Annotated in this window: 17 protein-coding genes; 11 read left to right on the top strand and 6 right to left on the bottom strand. The window is 73.8% G+C overall.

What is annotated here, in order from left to right:
* Positions 1-179: 179 nt before the first annotated feature.
* Positions 180-1,205 carry a methyltransferase gene (locus JQN84_RS05140; RefSeq protein ID WP_204957204.1) on the bottom strand — a complete coding sequence of 342 codons (1,026 nt, stop codon included), beginning with the start codon at positions 1,203-1,205 and terminating at the stop codon, positions 180-182.
* Between the two features lie 167 nt (positions 1,206-1,372).
* On the opposite strand from JQN84_RS05140, the gene JQN84_RS05135 reads away from it, so the two are divergent.
* Positions 1,373-2,236, top strand: coding sequence for a TauD/TfdA dioxygenase family protein (locus JQN84_RS05135; RefSeq protein ID WP_204957203.1), 864 nt, complete (start codon positions 1,373-1,375; stop codon positions 2,234-2,236).
* Between the two features lie 39 nt (positions 2,237-2,275).
* On the opposite strand, the gene JQN84_RS05130 is transcribed toward JQN84_RS05135, so the two are convergent.
* Positions 2,276-3,445, bottom strand: a complete 1,170-nt coding sequence (locus JQN84_RS05130) for a cytochrome P450 (protein ID WP_239484660.1) — start codon at positions 3,443-3,445, stop codon at positions 2,276-2,278.
* A 186-nt stretch (positions 3,446-3,631) separates the two neighbouring features.
* Here JQN84_RS05130 and JQN84_RS05125 point away from each other — a divergent pair, with 186 nt between their 5' ends.
* Both JQN84_RS05125 and JQN84_RS05120 read left to right on the top strand, forming a co-directional pair.
* On the top strand, positions 3,632-4,813 hold the full coding sequence (locus JQN84_RS05125; protein WP_204957202.1) for a nucleotide disphospho-sugar-binding domain-containing protein: 1,182 nt from the start codon (positions 3,632-3,634) through the stop codon (positions 4,811-4,813).
* Between the two features lie 30 nt (positions 4,814-4,843).
* The gene (locus JQN84_RS05120; protein ID WP_204957201.1) at positions 4,844-6,049 is read left to right on the top strand and encodes a cytochrome P450; all 1,206 of its coding nucleotides are present in this window, start codon (positions 4,844-4,846) and stop codon (positions 6,047-6,049) included.
* Between the two features lie 50 nt (positions 6,050-6,099).
* Here JQN84_RS05120 and JQN84_RS05115 read toward each other — a convergent pair whose 3' ends face one another.
* The gene (locus tag JQN84_RS05115; RefSeq protein WP_204957200.1) at positions 6,100-7,497 is read right to left on the bottom strand and encodes a condensation domain-containing protein; all 1,398 of its coding nucleotides are present in this window, start codon (positions 7,495-7,497) and stop codon (positions 6,100-6,102) included.
* Positions 7,498-7,587: 90 nt separating this feature from the next.
* Here JQN84_RS05115 and JQN84_RS05110 point away from each other — a divergent pair, with 90 nt between their 5' ends.
* The 3 genes from JQN84_RS05110 to JQN84_RS05100 all read left to right on the top strand — a co-directional run bounded on the left by JQN84_RS05110 (position 7,588) and on the right by JQN84_RS05100 (position 10,004).
* The gene (locus JQN84_RS05110; RefSeq protein WP_204957199.1) at positions 7,588-8,292 is read left to right on the top strand and encodes a 4'-phosphopantetheinyl transferase family protein; all 705 of its coding nucleotides are present in this window, start codon (positions 7,588-7,590) and stop codon (positions 8,290-8,292) included.
* A 72-nt stretch (positions 8,293-8,364) separates the two neighbouring features.
* Positions 8,365-8,646, top strand: a complete 282-nt coding sequence (locus JQN84_RS05105; RefSeq protein WP_281899330.1) for a phosphopantetheine-binding protein — start codon at positions 8,365-8,367, stop codon at positions 8,644-8,646.
* 44 nt (positions 8,647-8,690) lie between these two features.
* Complete coding sequence (locus JQN84_RS05100; RefSeq protein ID WP_204957198.1) at positions 8,691-10,004, top strand: glycosyltransferase family 2 protein; 1,314 nt, start codon at positions 8,691-8,693, stop codon at positions 10,002-10,004.
* A gap of 45 nt (positions 10,005-10,049) precedes the next feature.
* On the opposite strand, the gene JQN84_RS05095 is transcribed toward JQN84_RS05100, so the two are convergent.
* From JQN84_RS05095 to JQN84_RS05085, 3 genes are all read right to left on the bottom strand, one after another.
* Positions 10,050-11,285, bottom strand: a complete 1,236-nt coding sequence (locus tag JQN84_RS05095) for a beta-ketoacyl-[acyl-carrier-protein] synthase family protein (protein ID WP_204957197.1) — start codon at positions 11,283-11,285, stop codon at positions 10,050-10,052.
* Between the two features lie 70 nt (positions 11,286-11,355).
* On the bottom strand, positions 11,356-11,616 hold the full coding sequence (locus JQN84_RS05090) for an acyl carrier protein (protein ID WP_204928196.1): 261 nt from the start codon (positions 11,614-11,616) through the stop codon (positions 11,356-11,358).
* Between the two features lie 168 nt (positions 11,617-11,784).
* Positions 11,785-13,068 carry a cytochrome P450 gene (locus JQN84_RS05085; RefSeq protein ID WP_204957196.1) on the bottom strand — a complete coding sequence of 428 codons (1,284 nt, stop codon included), beginning with the start codon at positions 13,066-13,068 and terminating at the stop codon, positions 11,785-11,787.
* A 153-nt stretch (positions 13,069-13,221) separates the two neighbouring features.
* Between JQN84_RS05085 and JQN84_RS05080 the strand changes: the two genes are divergently transcribed.
* From JQN84_RS05080 to JQN84_RS05060, 5 genes are all read left to right on the top strand, one after another.
* Positions 13,222-13,767, top strand: a complete 546-nt coding sequence (locus tag JQN84_RS05080; protein ID WP_204957195.1) for an RNA polymerase sigma factor — start codon at positions 13,222-13,224, stop codon at positions 13,765-13,767.
* Complete coding sequence (locus JQN84_RS05075; RefSeq protein WP_204957194.1) at positions 13,764-14,525, top strand: hypothetical protein; 762 nt, start codon at positions 13,764-13,766, stop codon at positions 14,523-14,525. Before JQN84_RS05080 ends, JQN84_RS05075 begins: the two co-directional genes overlap by 4 nt.
* Before the next feature lie 223 nt (positions 14,526-14,748).
* A complete protein-coding gene (locus tag JQN84_RS05070) occupies positions 14,749-15,225 on the top strand; it encodes an iron chaperone (RefSeq protein ID WP_307821013.1) in 477 nt (158 codons plus the stop codon).
* 51 nt (positions 15,226-15,276) lie between these two features.
* Positions 15,277-15,723, top strand: a complete 447-nt coding sequence (locus JQN84_RS05065; protein WP_204957193.1) for a hypothetical protein — start codon at positions 15,277-15,279, stop codon at positions 15,721-15,723.
* A gap of 90 nt (positions 15,724-15,813) precedes the next feature.
* A complete protein-coding gene (locus tag JQN84_RS05060; protein WP_204957192.1) occupies positions 15,814-18,072 on the top strand; it encodes a catalase in 2,259 nt (752 codons plus the stop codon).
* Positions 18,073-18,137: the final 65 nt, after the last annotated feature.

Here is an 18,137-nt window from a genome sequence, read left to right as displayed (position 1 = left end):
CCTGCCGGTCCGTCCATGAACAACCTTCGGAAAAGTGCTCCAGCTATGGAGAAACACGAATATCACAAACCTATTCACCGGCAAATCGGTCGATGCCAGAGAAATCCGCTGAACTGCTCACCGTGCGTCACATGGCACCGCGAAAACAGGTACGAACGTCGGATCGTCGGTCGGGCCGATCAGGCGTCCACAGCGAACTCCAACAGGGTCAGTCCCCCGGTCCCGCGGTAGGTCCCGACCGGCTTCAACCCCGCCGCCGCCGCGAGTGCCACGTGTTCGGGCACCCCCCGCTCCCGGCCACCCACCAGCACCAGCATCTGTAGGTCGTACGGCGAGCGGTGCGGCACGTACGGGTCGGTCGGCAGCACCTCCACCACCAGCACCCGACCGGTGCGCCCGGCCGCCTCGGCGCACCGGCGCAGGATCGCCGTCGCGTGCCTGTCGCTCCAGTCGGTCAACGCCCGGGACACCACATACACGTCGGCCCCGGCCGGCAGCTCGGCGAAGAAGTCCCCGACCACGGCGTCGACCCGGTCGGTCAGCCCGTGCGCGGCGAACGTCGCGGTCGCCGTGGCCACCGGCTCGTCGCGGTCGACCAGGGTGCCCCGCAGGTGCGGGTGGGTCGTCAGCAGCTCCCGCAGCAACCCGCCGGCACCCCCGGCGACGTCGGTCACGTGGCCCACCCGCCGCCACGGGTAGAGCGCCGCCACCTGCGGCGCGGTGAACCGCTGCTGGCTGAGCATCAGCGCGTCGAAGTAGGCCCGGTAGGACGGGTGCGCGTCGAGGTCGGCCCAGAAGTCCCGCCCGTGCACCGCCTGGTAGCCCGGTCCGCCGGTGCGTACCGCGTGCGGCAGCCCGGTGTAGGCGAGGTCCATCCGGGCCCCGAGACCGTCGAGGTCGAGGTAGCCGCCGTGGCCGCCGCCGTCGCGCTCACAGAGCAGCTCGCCGACGTCGGTCAGCGCGAACACGTCAGGCGCGGTCTCCACGAACACACCCCGGTGGACCAGGTAGCGCAGCAGCCGGCCGAGCGCGTCCGGGTCGGCGTCGCAGGCGGCGGCCAGCTTGTCCAGACCGGTCACGCCGGCCGCGATCCGCTCCGGCACCCGCAGGGTGACCGCCGTGCGTACGGCGAACGGGGTGGCCAGGTCGGTCAACCGGCCGAGCCGGGCCGCCGGATCGTCATCGGTCGAGGTCTCGATCGTCACCGGGACAGCCCCCCGTCGCGCCGCGCGTCCACGATGGCCGTGGCCTCCGCCGGCCCGAATGCTCCCAGGGACGGCGCGACGGCGTCAATATCAACGGTGGAGATCCCATTCACCGGCGTGGAACAATGCGCCGACGGGCCCGGGCGCCCAGACCGGAGGAAGCACCGATGACCACGTCCCTCGTGCCGCAGGTGCGGCTCGTCGCGGGCGCCCTGGGCGCCGAGGTCCACGGCATCGACCTGAACACCCTGACCGACGAGGGCTTCGCCCACCTGCACCGGCTGCTGCTCGCCCACCAGGTGGTCTTCGTGGCCGGGCAGACCGCGCTGACGCCGCAGGCGCACATCGCCTTCGGCCGGCGCTTCGGCGAGGTCGAGCTGCACCCGTACCTGCCCCGGTTGGCGGGGCACCCGGAGATCGTCCTGATCGACTCCGAGGACGGCGGCAAGGTGGACGTCTGGCACACCGACATGACCTTCCACCAGAGCCCGCCGATCGCCTCCATCCTGCACCTGGTGCAGCTGCCCGAGACCGGCGGCGACACCATGTGGACCAACCAGTGCAAGGTGTACGAGGCGCTCTCCGCCCCCATGCGGGACCTGCTCGACGGGTTGACCGCCATCCACGTCATCCGGATCGGCACCGAGTTCACCAGCCGGGCCGAACACCCGGTGGTCCGGGTGCACCCCGAGACCGGCCGCCGCTCGCTGTACGTCAACCGGCTGTTCACCTCGCACATCCCGCAGTTGAGCCGCAACGAGAGCGACGCGCTGCTGGAGTACCTGTTCGCGTTCTCCGAGGGCCCCCAGTTCACCTGCCGGTACCGCTGGCGGGTGGGTGACGTCGCGATCTGGGACAACCGGGTCACCCAGCACTACGCGATCAACGATTACACCGGCGTGCGGCGCGGGCAGCGGATCACCGTGCTCGGCGACCATCCGACCGGCGACGCGCCCCGGTGGGAGCACTACGTCGCCGCGCCCGGCCAGCGCTACTGGCCGGACCGGGTCAACGCGGTGGAGAGCTACTGACGCGCGGGCGGCTGCTACCGGCCGGTGACCGGGGCGTCCTCACCAGGTGACCGGGAACGACGCGATGCCGCCGTTCATCCGGTCGTGCCGCCAGGGGATCTCGTCGAGCGGCACGGCGGGGGCCAGCCCCGGCAGCCGCCGCAGCAGCTCGCCGATGGACAGCTCCACCTGCATCCGGCCCAGCGCGGTGCCCAGGCAGAAGTGCGGCCCGAAGCCGAAGGTGAGGTGCGGTGCGGTCGGCACCCGGTCGATGTCGAACACGTCGGGGTCGGGGAAGACGCGCGGGTCGCGGTTGCCGACCCACGGGATCGCCATCACGCAGTCCCCGGCGCGCATCGCCGCCCCGCCCAGGGTGAGGTCCTCGCGGACCACCTGGACCCGGAACATGCTGCTCACCGAGGTGTAGCGGAGGATCTCGTCGGTGGCCGAGGAGAGCTTGCCCGGGTCGGCCCGCAGCTTCGCCAACTGCTCGGGGTGCTGGAACAGCGCCCGCAACCCGGCGCTCGTGGAGTTGATCTCCAGCCCGCCGAGCAGCACGCCCATCGCCAGCTCGACCAGTTCCGCGTCGTCGAGTTCGTGCGCGTCGCGGCCCAGCACCCAGGCCGAGAGCAGGTCGTCGCCGGGGTCCGCCCGCTTGCCCGCCAACTGCCCGGCCAGGTACGCCCGCAGCTCCGCCTGCGCGGTGGCGGCGTCGGCGGACCCGTACGCGGTGACCGAGTTGAGGCCCTCGATCCAGCCGTAGAACCGGGGCCGGTCGGCCACCGGCACCCCCAGCACGTCGCAGACCACGTGGACCGGCAGCGGCGCCACCAGCGCGGCGACCAGGTCGGCGGGGCGGGGACCGGCCAACAGGTCGTCGATCAGCGCGTCGACCAGCCGGCGTACCCGGGGGCGGAAGGTGTCGATCCGGCGGGCGGTGAACGCCCGGCTGGCCACCCGCCGCACGACCGCGTGCGCCGGACCGTCCATGTTCAACTCCCGGGGGCCCGCGCCATCGGGCGTACCGGTCGCGCCGAGCGGCAGCCGGGAGAACCGGGGGTCGGCCAGCACCGTGCAGCAGTCCTGGTAGCCGAGCACCAGCCAGGCGGGCCGGCCGTCGGGCAGCCGTACCCGGCCGACCGGCTCGGTGACCATGTCGAGCAGTTCGGCGGGCAGGTCGCCGGTGAACGGCGCGAAGGGGTAGTCCCGCAGCTCCGAGACGACGGTCATGGCGAGCTACCCACCTGTCGGTCGGCGGTCCACATCGGGCACCGGTAAGACTCGACCATCGGTGCGGCCGCCGTCAATATCCATTGGTCGCCGCGACGATCTTCCGGGTACGGAACCCATCGCCTAGCATCGGTGCACCAGGACTGCCGGGTGCTGCGCGCGGATGGGTCGGACTTGACTGCGGCTTTGCGGATTCTGTTGTCGACGTGGGGCTGGCGGTCGCATTTCTACGGCCTGGTGCCGCTCGGCTGGGCCCTGCAGGCGGCCGGGCACGAGGTGCGGGTGGCCAGCCATCCGGCGCTGGTGCCGGCGATCACCTCGGCCGGATTGGCGGCGGTGCCGCTGGGCGCGGACGTCGACTTCGCCACCGCGTTCGCGGGCCGGATCGGCGCGGTGGGCGCCCTGGACCGGGCCGAGAACGAGCCGGACGACACGGTCGAGCCGGCGATCACCGCCGACGGCGGCGTGGTCCGGTTCGCCGACGCCCTCCTCGACGACCTGGTCGGGTTCGGCCGTTCCTGGCGACCGGACCTGCTGGTCTGGGAGCCGTTCAACCTGGCCGCCGCGGTGGCCGCCGCCGCGCTGGGCGTGCCCGGGGTACGGCATCTGTGGGGACCGGACTCCTCGGTGACCCTCCGGCTCGACCCGGAGCCGGTGCTCGGCCCGCTGGCCGGCCGGTTCGGGCTGGCCGCCACCGATGTGGACCTCGCCGGTGCGCTGACCCTCGACCCGGTGCCGCCGCCGATGCAGGTGCCGGCGACCGGCCCGACCCGACCGGTCCGGTACGTGCCGTACAACGGCCCGGCCGTGCTGCCGACCTGGCTGCACGGCCCGGCGGACCGGCCCCGGGTCTGCGTCACGGCCGGCACCATGATGGCCGGGGCCGGGCTGGACGACCGGCTGGACCTCCCCCGGGTGGTGCGGGCGGTGGCCGGGCTGGACGTGGAGGTCGTCGTGCTGGTCGAGCCGGCCCAGCAGGCGGCGCTGCGCCCGCTGCCGGGCAACGTCCGGCTGGTCGACAGCCCGCTGGCCCTGCGGCTGGTGCTGCCGACCTGCGCCGCGCTGGTGCAGCAGGGCGGTGCCGGGACCACGATGACGGCGCTCGGCCTCGGGGTGCCGCAACTCGTCCTGCCACAGGTCAGCGACCAGCACTTCAACGCCGAGCGGCTGGCCGTCACCGGGGCCGGCACCTGGCTCGCCGGCGACCGGGCCGACGACGACACGCTGCGTGGGCTGGTCGGCGAGCTGATCGCCGACGGCCCCTGGCGGGCTGCCGCCGCGCTGATGCGCGACCGGGTCCACGCGATGCCCGCCCCCGCCGAGGTGCTGCCGGCGTTGGTGGACCTCGCCGCACGTCACCGGAGCTGACCCACCGTTCGACCACCCGAGGAGTCGCAGATGACGCAAGAGCCCATCCCGTACCCGCTCGCTCCGGCTCCGACGATCTACCACCCGTCACCTGACTACACCCGGCTGCGGGAGACCTGCCCGGTGGCGCCGATCGCGCTGCCCGACGGCGGGAAGGCCTACCTGGCCACCCGGCACGCGGACGTCCGCCGGGTCTTCACCGACCAGCGGTTCAGCCGGGCCGCCGCGGCCGGGCCGGACCGGCCGACCCGGGAGCTGGGTTCGCTGGCCGAGGACTCGCTGATCGGGATGGACCCGCCCCGGCACACCACGATGCGCCGGGCGGTGTCGCACGCGTTCACCGTCCGCCGGGTGGAGGCGCTGCGCCCGACGGTGGCCGCGCTCGTCGACCGGATGATCGACGACCTGGTGGCGGCGGGCCCGCCGGCGGACCTGATCCCCCACCTGTCCGCGCCGCTGCCGATCTACGTGATCAGCAAGCTGTTCGGCATCGCGGAGCAGGACCAGGACCGGGTACGCGAGTGGTCCGACGCGCTCGTCGGCGACTGGGACGCCGACCCGGCGGCCCCGCAGGCCGCCCTCGACGCGTTCGGCGAGATGATCGTCGCGCGCCGCCGCGAGCCGGGCGACGACCTGATGAGCGCCCTGATCAAGGCCTGGGACGAGCACGACGACCTCACCGAACGGGAACTCGTCTCGGTGACCGCCGGCATCTTCGTCGGCGGCCACGAGACCACCACCAACCAGCTCAACCTGTTCCTGCTCGTGCTGGCCCGGCACCCCGACCAGCTTGCCGGGCTGCGCGGTGACGACCCGGTCGCGGTGGCCCGCGCGGTGGAGGAGCTGTCCCGGTTCATCCAGCTCGGCGACAACGGAGTGCTGCTGCCCCGGGTCACCACCGAGGAGGTGGAACTGGGCGGGGTGTGCCTGCCGGCGGGTACCCCGGTGCTGCCGGCGATCGCCTCGGCCAACCGGGACGGCTCGGTGTTCGCCGGGGCGGACACCCTCGACCTGACCCGGACCGACAACCCGCACCTGGCGTTCGGGGCGGGCCCGCACCACTGCCTCGGCGCGGCGCTGGCCCGGATGGAGTTGCAGGAGGCCCTCGGTGCGCTGCTGCGTCGGCTGCCCGGCCTGCGGCTGGCCGTACCCGAGGAGGAGCTGCGGTTCAAGCCCGGCCTGGTGGTACGCAGCCTGGAGGCGCTGCCGGTGACCTGGGACCGGGTCGAGCGGTGAGCGTCGCCATGGCGGTCACCGGGTCGCCCGGCGGGCGGTGACCGGCCCGGTCAGCCGGTGACCCGGGTCGGTGCCGCCGGGTCGAACGCGGCCTCGACGGCCACCTCCTCCACCCCGCGCAGCAGTGTCTCGGCCTGGGCCTCGGTGAAACAGCCCAGGTCGAAGATCACCTGGAGGAAGATCGTGTCCGGCTGGTCCTCCACCGTGATGAACGCCTGCTCGGGCAGGTGGTCGAGGGTGCCGTCCCAGACCAGGAACGTCTCGCCCGCCCGGCGGCGGATCTGCTCCGGGGTCACCTCGACGGCGCGGGCCGCGTCGTCCGCCGCCTGCCGGGTCACCACCCGCCGGTCGTTGATCCGCAGGGTCACCCGGGCCGGGTAGCCGCGCTCGTCGTCGAGCCGGGCGGCGGCCTCGGCGAGCTGCGTCGGGTCGTAGTAGGCGTACATGCCGGCGGCGACGGAGGCGCGGCGGGCCCGGGTCACCACCTCGTCCACGGTGGTGTCGGTGGCGTCCACGGTGAGCACCCCGTTCTGGCTCAGCGGGGCGATCGCCTCGGCGAACCCCGGCCGGAACCGGTTGCCGACGATCAGTTTGGCGGTCAGCGGGCTGACCCCGGTGGCCCGGCCGACCGCCACGGCGATCACCGCGAGCAGCACCCGGGAGGTGTCCGTCCGGGTGCGGCGGGCGATGGCCTGCACCGCCAGGTAGGCCGCCGGTGAGCTGAACCGGCCGTGCCAGAACCGTCGGCCGTGCCGGCCGGCCGGGTTGGTGACCCCGCCGAAGGTCGAGGGCGGCAGGTCGCGCAGGTGCGCCTCCCAGTGGCGGACCGCCCGGTCGCTCACCCGGCGCAGCTGCGGGGTGCGCTCGCGCCGGCCGAGGTCGAGCAGTTGCACCGTACGCGGGTCGGGCACGCGCCGGGCCGCCAGGTCGACCAGTCCGAGGTCGGCCATCACCAGGGCGGTCGCCGTGCCGTCGACGACCAGGTGGTCGAGGGTCAGCACCCGGTGCACCAGCGCGCCCCGGTGCCGGATCACCGCCATCCGCACCGACCAGTCCCGGTAGAGGTCGTAGGGGGCCAGCAGCCGGGCGTGGCCCAACTCGTAGGCGAACTTCGCCACGTCGGCCGGGTCGGCGTCGTCGGGGACGTCCAGCACGTCCAGGGCGATCTCCCCGTCGGCGGCGACCACCTGACAGGGCTCGCCGTGCTCGTCGGTGCCCAGCCGCATCCGCAGCGCCGGGTGCCGGCTCATCAGGTCACCGAGCTGAGCCGCGACCTGCTGCACGGTGACCCCGGCCGGCACCGGGTGCGCGCCGCTGACGTTGTGCGTCCACCCGGTCTCCCGCATGTCCTGCATGATCGCCAGTTGACCCCAGGTCAGCGGCGCGGTCCCGGCCCCCGGGCCGGCGAACGGGACGAGCACCTGCGCCTCGGCGGTCTGCGCGAACATCGGTCAATCAGAGCAACGTTGATCGGCACGTGTCAACGTCGCCGGTCGGGTCGCCGGCCGGCCGGTGACGCCGGCGTTAGGGTACGGCCCATGCGGGACACCGTCCGGATCTGGATCCTGCCGGCCCGGGTCGGCCCGGACGAGCTGGCCCGCTACGACGCGGTGCTCACCGCCGAGGAACGCCGCCGGGCGGCGGCGCTCGGCCCGGCCACCGCCCGGGACCGGTTCACCGTGGCGCACGGGGCGCTGCGGCTGCTGGTGGGCGCGGCCCTGGGCGTCGCACCCGGACGGCTCGCCTGGCGGCGGGGCCGGTACGGCAAGCCGACGTTGACCGAGCCCCGGGGCGGGCCGCAGACCAGCCTGTCGTACTCCGCCGGGCTGGTCGCGGTGGCGGTGGGCGGTGACCGTCCGGTGGGGGTCGACATCCAGCACGTTGCGCCGGACCGGGACCCGGTGGCGCTGGCCGCCCGGTTCTTCGCCGCCGGGGAGGCCCGGCACGTCGCCTCGGGGCCGGACGTCGCCGACCGGGCCGACCGGTTCGCCCGGCTGTGGGCCCGCAAGGAGGCGGTGGTCAAGGCGGCCGGGGAACGGCTCTGGCCGCACCTGACGCTGCCGGTGCACCGGGGCGACGTGGTGGCGTGCGGCGACCCTCCTGGCGTACACCGGGTCACCGACGTCGCGACCCCGGCCGGCTACCGGGTCGCGGTGGCCCTGACCGGCGACGGGCCCTACGACACGGCGTCGTTCCACGGCCTCGACGGACCGTCCGGAGCGGTCCCGCGACCGGTCGGCTGAAGATCGCGACAGCCGTTGACACCTGCCGATCACGTTTGCTCTGATGGGCTCCATGTTGGAGCGTGTGGTCCAGTGACAGAGCCCGACACGACCACCGCGCCACAGCTGCGTGGGCAGGTCGTCGACACGATGGTCGCGCTGCTGACCCGGATGCTCCGGCCGGAGGCACCGGTCACCGTCGGCACGCAGCTGATGGACGAGCTGGGCCTCAGCTCCTCCCTCGCGCTGGAGCTGCTGCTCGAGATCGAGGACGAGCTGGAGATCCAGATCGACGTCGAGGATCTCGACGAGGACCGGATGACCACGGTCGGCGACCTGGCCGACTACATCACCCAGCACTGCACCCCCCGCTGACGCCCCGCGACGGGGGCCCGGCCGGTATCTTCCGAAGGAGTTCCATGGACCGGCCCCGCCTGAGCGTGGTGATCCCCGCCCACAACAACGCCGTCGCGCTCGACACGACCGTCGCGTCACTGACCCGGCAGACCCTCCCGGCGCAGGAGTTCGAGGTCATCGTCGGCGACGACGGTTCGGCCGTCCCGCTGACCCCGGTCGTCGAACGCTACGCCGACCGGCTGCGGATCGCCTGCGTGCGCAGCGAGACCAACCGGGGCCGCAGCGCCAACCGCAACGCGGCGGCGGCCCGCGCCCAGGCCGACGTCCTGCTGTTCCTGGACGCCGACACGGTCGCCCATCCCACCCTGCTCGCCCGGCACCGCGACCACCACGCCGCCCGCGGCGGCCGGCCCGGGGTCCTGCTCGGCCAACGTTACGACCTCGACTGGGCCGGCGCGGACGCGGTGCGCCGGGGCGAACCCGTCGACCCGGAGCTGCTGGACGCCGAGCGGGGCGACCCCCGGCTGGAGGACATCGCCCACCCGCAGCGCATCCGCGACTTCCCCAGCGCGCCCTGGGTGCTGGGCCTGACCCACAACGCCTCGGTCGACCGGGAGTCGTTCCTGCGGGTGGCCGGCTTCGACGAGGCGATGGTCAAGTGGGGGTTCGAGGACCTGGAGTTCTTCTACCGGATCTTCCACCTGCACGGGGGCCGGCCCGACGTGTTCGAGCTGGACGTCGAGGCGACGTCGTACCACCTGCCGCACTTCCGTAAGACGTCCAACGGGCTCGCCTCGATGGACAACATGAAGTACCTGCTGCGCAAGCACCTGCGCTACGACGTCGAGGTGCTGTACGCGATCAACACGTTCGGCCGGCACCTGGGCCGCATCCGGCTCTACGGCCAGGCCATCGAGGCGTACCGGCGGGCGGGGTTGGGCCGGCCGGAGGCGCTGCCCGACACGCTGCGCACGGAACTGGCCGGCCGCACCGCGTTGGTGATCGGCAACGGGGTGTCCACCCTGGAACTGGGCCCCGACTCGCAGACCTTCGACCACGACGCGCCGGCCGGGCCGACCAACGCGCACCTGCTCGGCACGGTGCTCCAGCAGTTCAAGGCCGGCGCGCTCGACGTGATCGTCAACGTCGACCTGTGGCGCTTCCTGCTGCCCGAGGACCTGCCGGCGTTCCTGACCCGGGGGCTGCTCAAGGCCGACCGGATCGAGCTGGTCTGCACCGACGCCCCGGTCGACCAGCGGGCGATGCTGCCGGTGCCGCTCGTGGCCGACCTCGACTACGTGACCGACATGCTGGACCAGCACTTCGCCGTCACCGTCGCCCGGTACGACGGGGCGTCGGTGCTCACCGTCCGCTGACACCGCCCCGACGCGGCAGTCGGAATCGTCCCCGGAGGCGGCGGGTCACGCCCCGGGCGGGCCGAACAGCAGGCTGACGTTGTGGCCGCCGAAGCCGAACGAGTTCGACATCACCGTGGTCACGGCGGCCTCCCGCGGCTGCTTGCGGATGTGGTCGAGATCGTCACCCGGGTCGGGGTCGTCGAGGTTGTGGGTCGGCGGGAGCAGGCCGCGACGCAGCGCCTCGACCCCGATCGCCGCCTCGATCACCCCGGAGACGCCGAGCACGTGCCCGGTGACCCCCTTGGTGGAGCTGACCGGCGGACTTCCCGCGCCGAAAACGTCCCGCAGGGCGGCCACCTCGGCCGCGTCACCGGCCCTGGTGCTGGTGCCGTGGGCGTTGAGGTAGCCGACGTCGTCGGGTCCCAGGCCGGCGTCGCGCAGCGCCGTGCGCATGCAGTGCGCCGCACCGGACCCGTCGGGGCGGGGGGTGGTCGGGTGGTAGGCGTCGTTGTTCGCGCCCCACCCGAGCGGGTCGGCGTACCGCCGGGCGCCGCGCGCCACCGCGTGCGCGGTGCGTTCCAGGACGAACACCCCGGCCCCCTCGCCGAGGACGAGGCCGTTGCGCCGCCTGTCGAACGGGCGGCTCGCCTCCGTCGGGTCCGACCAGCCGTGGGCGAGCGCGCGGGCGTTGCCGAACGCGTCGGCGAAGGTCGGGAAGAGCGGTGCCTCGCTGGACCCGCAGAGCACCAGGTCGGCCTCGTCGGCGCGCAGGATACGCAGCGCTTCCCCGATCGACTGGGCCCCGGATGCGCAGGCGGTGCCGATCGATGAGGTGTAGCCCCGGATGCCGTGCCTGATGGCGATCCGCGCCGCGCCCATGTTGGGCAGGGTGCCGGGCAGCATGTACGGGCTGACCCCGAACCGGCCCCGCTCGGCCCGCGCGAGGACCTGGCTCGCCAGGGTCGACAGGCCACCGACGCCGGAGACGATCACGGCCACCCGGTACGGGTCGACGTCGCGGCCCACCTCGACCCCGGCGTCGGCAAGTGCGTCACCGGCCGCCCGCAGTGCCATCACCACCGCGCGGTCGGCCACCCGGGACTCGGGGCCGGGCAGCACGCTGGCCGGGTCGATGTCCGGGCTGAACGCGGCGACGTCGACGACGCCGTGCACCGGGTGCCCCTCGGGCGGCCGGGTCAGGCCGGACCGGCCCGCGCAGACCGCGTCGAACACCTCGGCGGCGGTGCTGCCGACCGGGCTGACCAGCCCGATCCCGGTCACCGTCACGCCGGCACGCATGCGCGTCCCCTCTCGTGCTGCTGCACCGAACGCTTCACGGACCGCCTCCGGGGCGGCGCGGCGGGCACGGTCAGTGTGCCGAGGCGGGCTCGACGCGGGCGGCCACCGTGCGGCAGAACTCGCCGACGGTCATCATCGCCAGTGCCTCGGCCTCGTCGTCGTCGAAGGTCACCCCGAACCGGTCCTCCACCCGGACGGCCAGTTCGGCGAGGCCGAGCGAGTCGACGTCGAGACCGGCCGGACCGAACACCGTGTCGTCGTCGGCGCCCTCGATGTCGTACTTCATCTCGGTCAACGCGGCGAAGAGGAACGCGCGGATCTCGTCGGTCATGGTCGGGGTTTCCTTTCCGGAGGTCGGCGTCGGCGGACCCGGCCGCCGGTGGGACGCGGGAGGCGTGGCAGTGGCCGGGGACGCAGCCGGGACCAGGTGCGACGTCGGTGGGACCGTCGCCGCGCTGGTCACCGGAGCAGCCGCTCCGTTTTGATCGACCTTACTCAATCAAGCCGGTTGCGCAAGGTCCACCCGGGCGGTGCCGGCCGGCCGATCGGTCGCCGGCGCGACGACCCGCACCGCGAGCTGGTCGTACCCCCGCAGCATGAGTTGCCGTGGCGCGTCGGGGGTCGCGGCGAGCGCCAGCGCCGGGAACCTGTCGAGCAGCCGGGGCAGCGCGAGCCGCCCCTCCGTGCGGCCCAGCGCCGCCCCGACGCAGTAGTGCGGCCCGGCGCTGAACGCCAAGTGCCGGTTGTCCGCCCGGGACGGATCGAACGTGTCCGGATCGGGGAACCGGCGCGGATCCCGGTTGGCCGCACCGGTCAGCACCAGCGCCGTCCGCCCACGCGGGACGGCCACCCCGGCGACCTCGGTGTCCTCGGCGGCGTAGCGCACCGCAAAGTGCACAGGCGGCTCGTAGCGCAGGATCTCCTCGACGTACGCCGGGGCGAGGGACGGGTCGGCGCGCAGCGCGGCCAGCGCGGCGGGCCGCGCCAGCAGCAGGGTCAGCCCGCTGCCGAACAGGTTGGCGGTGGTCCGGAACCCCGCGTTGTACGTGACGATCAGGTTCGCCAGCAGCTCCGCCTCGGAGAGCTGGTCGGGGCGTTCGGCGCGCAGCCGGGCCAACGCCGAGACGAGGTCGTCGCGGGGTTCGGCCCGGCGGGCGGCGAGCAGCGTGGTGAAGTACCCGGCCAGCTCCTCGGCGGCGCGGTTGGCGGCCCGGATCTCCCGGAACGAGCGCGGCCCGATCTCCAGCACCGCGTCGAACGCCCGCACCCGGGACGGGAACCAGGCCCGGTCGGCGGGCGGCACCCCGAGCAGCTCGCCGACGACGGCGCTGGGCAGCGGCAGGGCGAACGCCGCCATGAAGTCCACCGGGCGGCCGTCCGCGCCCGCCTCGGCGAGCCCGTCGAGCAGGTCGTCGGTGATCCGCGCGATCGCCGGTTCCAGGGCGGCGACCCGGCGGGCGGTCAGCGCCTGGCCGAACAGGTGACGCACCCGGGCGTGGTCCTCGGCCGGGGCGTTGAACATGCTGGCCTGTAGGGTCCGCAGCACCGCGTGGTCGCGCCAGCGGACGCCCGCGTGGTCCAGGTAGCGCGCGTCGAGCACCCGGAAGACCGGATCACGCAGCACCCGCTGGGCCGCGGCGTACCCGTGGACCACCACGGCGTGCGGTGCCGTCGGGGCGAGGGCGACCGCCTCCCCCAGCTCGTGCAGCCGGGCGTAGTACGGGTACGGATCGCGTCGGACCTCGTCGCCGAGCAGCTCGTCGAGGGATACCGGGAAACCCATGGCGCTCCTCGTCGGGGTGCACGGGCGGAGGATGCCGTGACCTTAGACGCATCGACGGCAGGCTGTCCACGGCTGGTTCGGTGCCGAACCGGGTGTGACAGTGGGGACGCCGCCGGACAGGTAGGGGGTGGAACGGCCGACCGAGAGGTGCACATGAGCAGTGCTGATGACGGCGTACGGGAGCAACGGTTCCGCTCCCTGCACGCCGCGACGTACCCGGACCTGCTGCGGTTCGTCCAGCGGCGGGTCCCACCCAGCGAGGCGGAGGACGTCGTCTCGACGGTCTTCCTCACCGCCTGGCGACGCTTCGACGACCTTCCCACCGACGCCCGTCCGTGGCTGTTCGCGGTGGCCCGCCGCACGATGGCGAACCACACCCGGGGCTGGCTGCGCCGACAGGCCCTGGACGTCCGGCTGGTGGCGGCGGACGGCCCGGCGTACGCCGACGACATGGTCGACGCCGCCGCCCGGATCGACCTCGACCGGGCCTGGCGCAGCCTGCGACCCGCCGACCGGGAGGTGCTGGCGCTGGTGGCGTTCGACGGGTTGACCGCCGAGCAGGCGGCCACCGTGCTGGGCTGCCGCCGGTCGACGTTCGCCATGCGGTTGGGCCGGGCCCGGGAACGCCTGCGGGCCGCGCTGGAACCGGCCGCCCCCCGTCCGCACGCCCTCACCGTCTTCAAGGAGCAGCAGTCATGACGGATCTGGAACGCCTTGCCGCATTGGACCCGGCACGCGGGGTGCAGCCGACCCCGGCCGACTGGGAACGGGCCACCGCGGTCGTCGACGGGATCGTCGCAGGCCGGGCCGCCGCCCGCCCCGCACCGGCACGCCGCCCGGTGACCAGGCGTGGGATGGTCGGCCTGGTCGCCGCCGGGGCGGTCGCGGTGGTGGGCGCGGTCACCGTGCCCGCGCTGCTACCGGGGCCGATGGACCGGGCCTTCGCCGCCTGGACCCCGGTGCCCGGCGCGCTCACCGGCGAGCAGGTCATGCCGCAGGCCCGCCGGTGCGCCGCGAGCGGGGTGGGCAGCGAACCGACGGCACCGGTCGGCCCCGCCGACGTGCTCCTGGCCGAGCGCCGGGGGGTGGCCACCCTGCTCATCCAGCAGCGTGGCGTGGGCGTGATCGAGTGCATGAGCGTCGACGACGGCCAGCCGACCGCGATGACATTGGCGGACGGCCCCCTGCCGCCTCCCGCCGCCGGCACCGTCAACCTTGAGACGCGCAGTTCGGTCGGCTCCGGCCGGGACCAGTACTCCAACGCCGTGGGTCTGGTCGGCCCGTCGGTCACCGGCGTCGACCTGGTCCTCGCCGACGGCCGGACCATCCGGACCAGCACCGGGGGCGGATGGTGGGCCGCGTGGTGGCCGGGGCCCGAGGGCGGTGAGATCGGCAGCATCACGGTGGTCGTGCACAGTCCCACCGGCTCCACCACGCACCGGATCGAGGACCTGTGACCGGCGGCCCCGCCGGGGTCCGGCGCACGGCGTGGCGGGCCTCGCCGCAGCGCCGCCCGGCGGGGCCGCTCGGGGCGTTCCCGGCCCGGTGGGCGACCCGGCCGCCGGGCGGGTCGGCCCGGCCGGTCAGGAATCGAGAAGCCGTCGGTCCGACCGGGTCATAGCCTTTACCCCAGGTGGCCGGCAGCGTGCCGCGCCCCGTCCGACCAGCGAGGGAGCCCGCGTGTCCACGAAGAAAGCGACCACCGCGACCGACGGCGACACCAGCGGGGAGGCCGGCGGCGGGTTCACCGCCGAGGAGCGGGCCGCGATGCGGGAACGTGCGGCCGAGTTGCGGGCCGAGGGGCGCAAGGGCGCCAAGAAGGCCGACGGCATGCAGGCGGTGCTGGACCGGATCGCCCAGATGGCCCCGGCGGACCGGACGCTCGCCGAGCGGGTGCACCTGACGGTCACCACGGTGGCCCCGCAGCTGTCGCCGAAGACCTGGTACGGCATGCCCGCGTACGCGAACGAGGCCGGCAAGATCGTCGTGTTCTTCCAGGACGCCGGCAAGTTCAACTACCGGTACTGCACCCTCGGGTTCCAGGAGTCGGCCAACCTCGACGACGGTGACCTGTGGCCGGTGTCGTACGCCCTGCGGTCGTGGACCCCGGAGGTGGAGAAGCGGGTCCGGGACCTGGTGACCACGGCGGTCTCCTGACGGTCACCGCCCGGCGGGTGTCAGCGTCCCGTAGGCGGGTAGCCGGGGAGGATGACGCCCACCAGCAGAGCCCTGATCGCCGGTGCGGCCGGCGCGTCCGCCCTCAACGCCGTCACCTACCTGGACATGGCGCTGCGGGCCCGGCCGGCCAGCAGCGCCGCCGAGGACAGCGCCGGCCGGCTGGCCGATCTGGCCCACGTCGACCTCGGTGACCAGCGCACGGCCGCGAACCGCCGGTCCGGGCTCGGGCCGCTGCTCGGCTACGCCACCTCGGTGGCCGCAGCGGCCGGCTACGCGGCGGCGGGTGGTCGTCGGCTGCCCACCGCCGTGTCCGTCCTGGCTCTGACCGGCCTGGCCATGATCGGTTCCAACGGTCCGCTGACCGTGCTGCGGGTGACCGACCCCCGTACCTGGTCGGCCACCGACTGGCTGACCGACCTGGTGCCGCACCTGGCGTACGGCGCGGTGACCGCCGTCACCCTTCGTGCACTGCGCTGAGCCACCACGACCGACCGGCGTGTTTTGCGGCGGGATGCCCGGGTAGGGGAGGAACACCCGTTCCCCGCTCCCCGAAGAGGTGCCGCCCAGATGGAATCCCGTAAGCCGGTCGAGGTCGTCAAGGACGTGGTGGACGCCGCCGCCGAGAAGGTGTCCCAGCTGATGACCCCCGAGGTCCCCGGAGCGCCGGGCAGCGCCCCGCCGACCGTCGACGAGCCCACCACCCCGCATGACCCACTGCCACCGAAGAAGGAGCAGGGCGCACCGGAGACCCGTACCCCGACCGGCGCGGCCACCGGCGCGCCGACCGTCGCCAACGGCCAGCAGGGTGCGTTCCTCACCACCGCGCACGGGGCCCGGCTGCGCGACACCGACCACTCCCTGAAGGCCGGCCCGCGCGGCCCGACGCTGCTCCAGGACCACCACCTCCGCGAGAAGATCACCCACTTCGACCACGAACGCATCCCCGAGCGGGTGGTGCACGCCCGGGGCGCGGGCGCGCACGGCGTCTTCACCGGGTACGGCGCGCAGGAGGTGACCCGGGCCGGCTTCCTGCGCAAGGGGAAGGAGACGCCGGTGTTCGTCCGGTTCTCCACCGTGCTGGGTTCCCGGGGCTCGGCCGACACCGTGCGCGACACCCGGGGCTTCGCCACCAAGTTCTATACCGACGAGGGCACCTTCGACCTGGTCGGCAACAACATGCCGGTCTTCTTCATCCAGGACGCGATCAAGTTCCCGGACATCATCCACGCCGGCAAGCCGCACCCGGACCGGGAGATCCCGCAGGCGCAGAGCGCCCACGACACCTTCTGGGACTTCGTCTCGCTGCACACCGAGGCGCAGCACCACACGATGTGGAACATGTCCGACCGGGGCATTCCGCGCTCGTACCGGACCATGGAGGGGTTCGGGGTGCACACGTTCCGGCTGGTCAACTCCGCCGGGGCGACGGTGCTGGCGAAGTTCCACTGGAAGCCGAAGCTGGGCGTGCACTCGCTGGAGTGGGAGGAGGCGCAGCTGCTCAGCGGCATGGATCCCGACTTCCACCGGCGCGACCTCTACGACGCCATCGAGGCCGGCGCGTACCCGGAGTGGGAACTCGGCCTGCAGGTCTTCCCGGACACCCCGGAGGAGACCTTCGCCGGCATCGACCTGCTCGACCCCACCAAGCTGGTGCCGGAGGAGCTGGCGCCGGTGCAGCCGGTCGGGAAGCTGGTGCTCAACCGGACGCCGACGAACTTCTTCGCCGAGACCGAGCAGGTCGCCTTCCACCTCGGGCACCTGGTGCCGGGCATCGACGTCACCAACGACCCGCTGTTGCAGGGCCGGCTCTTCTCGTACGTCGACACGCAGCTCACCCGGCTGGGCGGGCCGAACTTCGCGCAGATCCCGATCAACCGGCCGCACGCGCCGGTCAACGACATGCTCCGCGACGGGTTCCACCAGCACGCCGTGCACGCCGGGGTCGCCCCGTACCGGCCGAACTCGCTCGACGGGGGCAACCCGTTCCCGGCCGGGGACGCCGAGCACGCGTTCGTCGACGTGCCGGTGACCGTGGCCGAGGCCCCGAAGGTCCGGGCCAACCCGGCCTCCTTCGACGACCACTTCAGCCAGGCCCGGCTGTTCTGGTTGAGCATGTCGCCGGTGGAGCGGGAGCACATCGTCCGGGCGTACACCTTCGAGTTGGGCAAGTGCTACCACCAGGCGATCCGGGAACGGCAGCTGCAGTGCCTGGCCAACATCGACCCGGTGCTCTGTGCGCAGGTGGCCACCGGTCTGGGCCTGCCGACGCCGGAGCCGACCGTGCCGCTGGCCGACGTCGCGCCCAGCCCGACGCTGTCCCAGCTCGGCCGCACCTGGCCGGCCGACGGCCGGACGGTCGGCATCGTGGTCGACGCCGACGCCGGTACCGACGACGTCGAGCAGGTACGCCGGGAGGTGTTCGCCGCGGGCATGGTGCCGCTGGTGATCGCCGCGCACGGCGGCACGGTGGGCGACCTGACGGTGCAGCGGACCTTCGCCACCGGCCGCTCGGTCGAGCTGGACGCGCTGCTGCTGGCCGGGGCCCCCGCTCCGGCACCGGACGCGCTACCGGCCCGGGACGCCAAGGCGGGTGCGGCGGACGCCACTGTCGTCGACCCCCGGGTGCTGCTGCTGGTGCAGGAGTGCTGGCGGCACGCCAAGGTGATCGGCGCCTGGGGCGCGGGCGTGCGGGTGCTGGAGCTGGCCGGGGTGGCCGGCGCGGCGGGCGTGGTGACCGGTGACTCGCCGACCGGTGTGCTCGCCGGCGCGCAGGCCCTGCTGGCCGCCCACCGGGTCTGGGACCGGTTCCCCGCCTCGATCTCCTGACGGGAGCTGTCGACGGGTGTCCGCCGTGGTGCACGGTGGACACCCGTCGCGGCGGGGCCGGCGGG

The sequence above is a fragment of the Micromonospora humidisoli genome (genome assembly GCF_016900955.1).
Lineage (GTDB): Bacteria > Actinomycetota > Actinomycetes > Mycobacteriales > Micromonosporaceae > Micromonospora > Micromonospora wenchangensis.
Note: the sequence above shows the minus strand (reverse complement) of the source record. Positions and strands in the feature narration are given on the sequence as shown.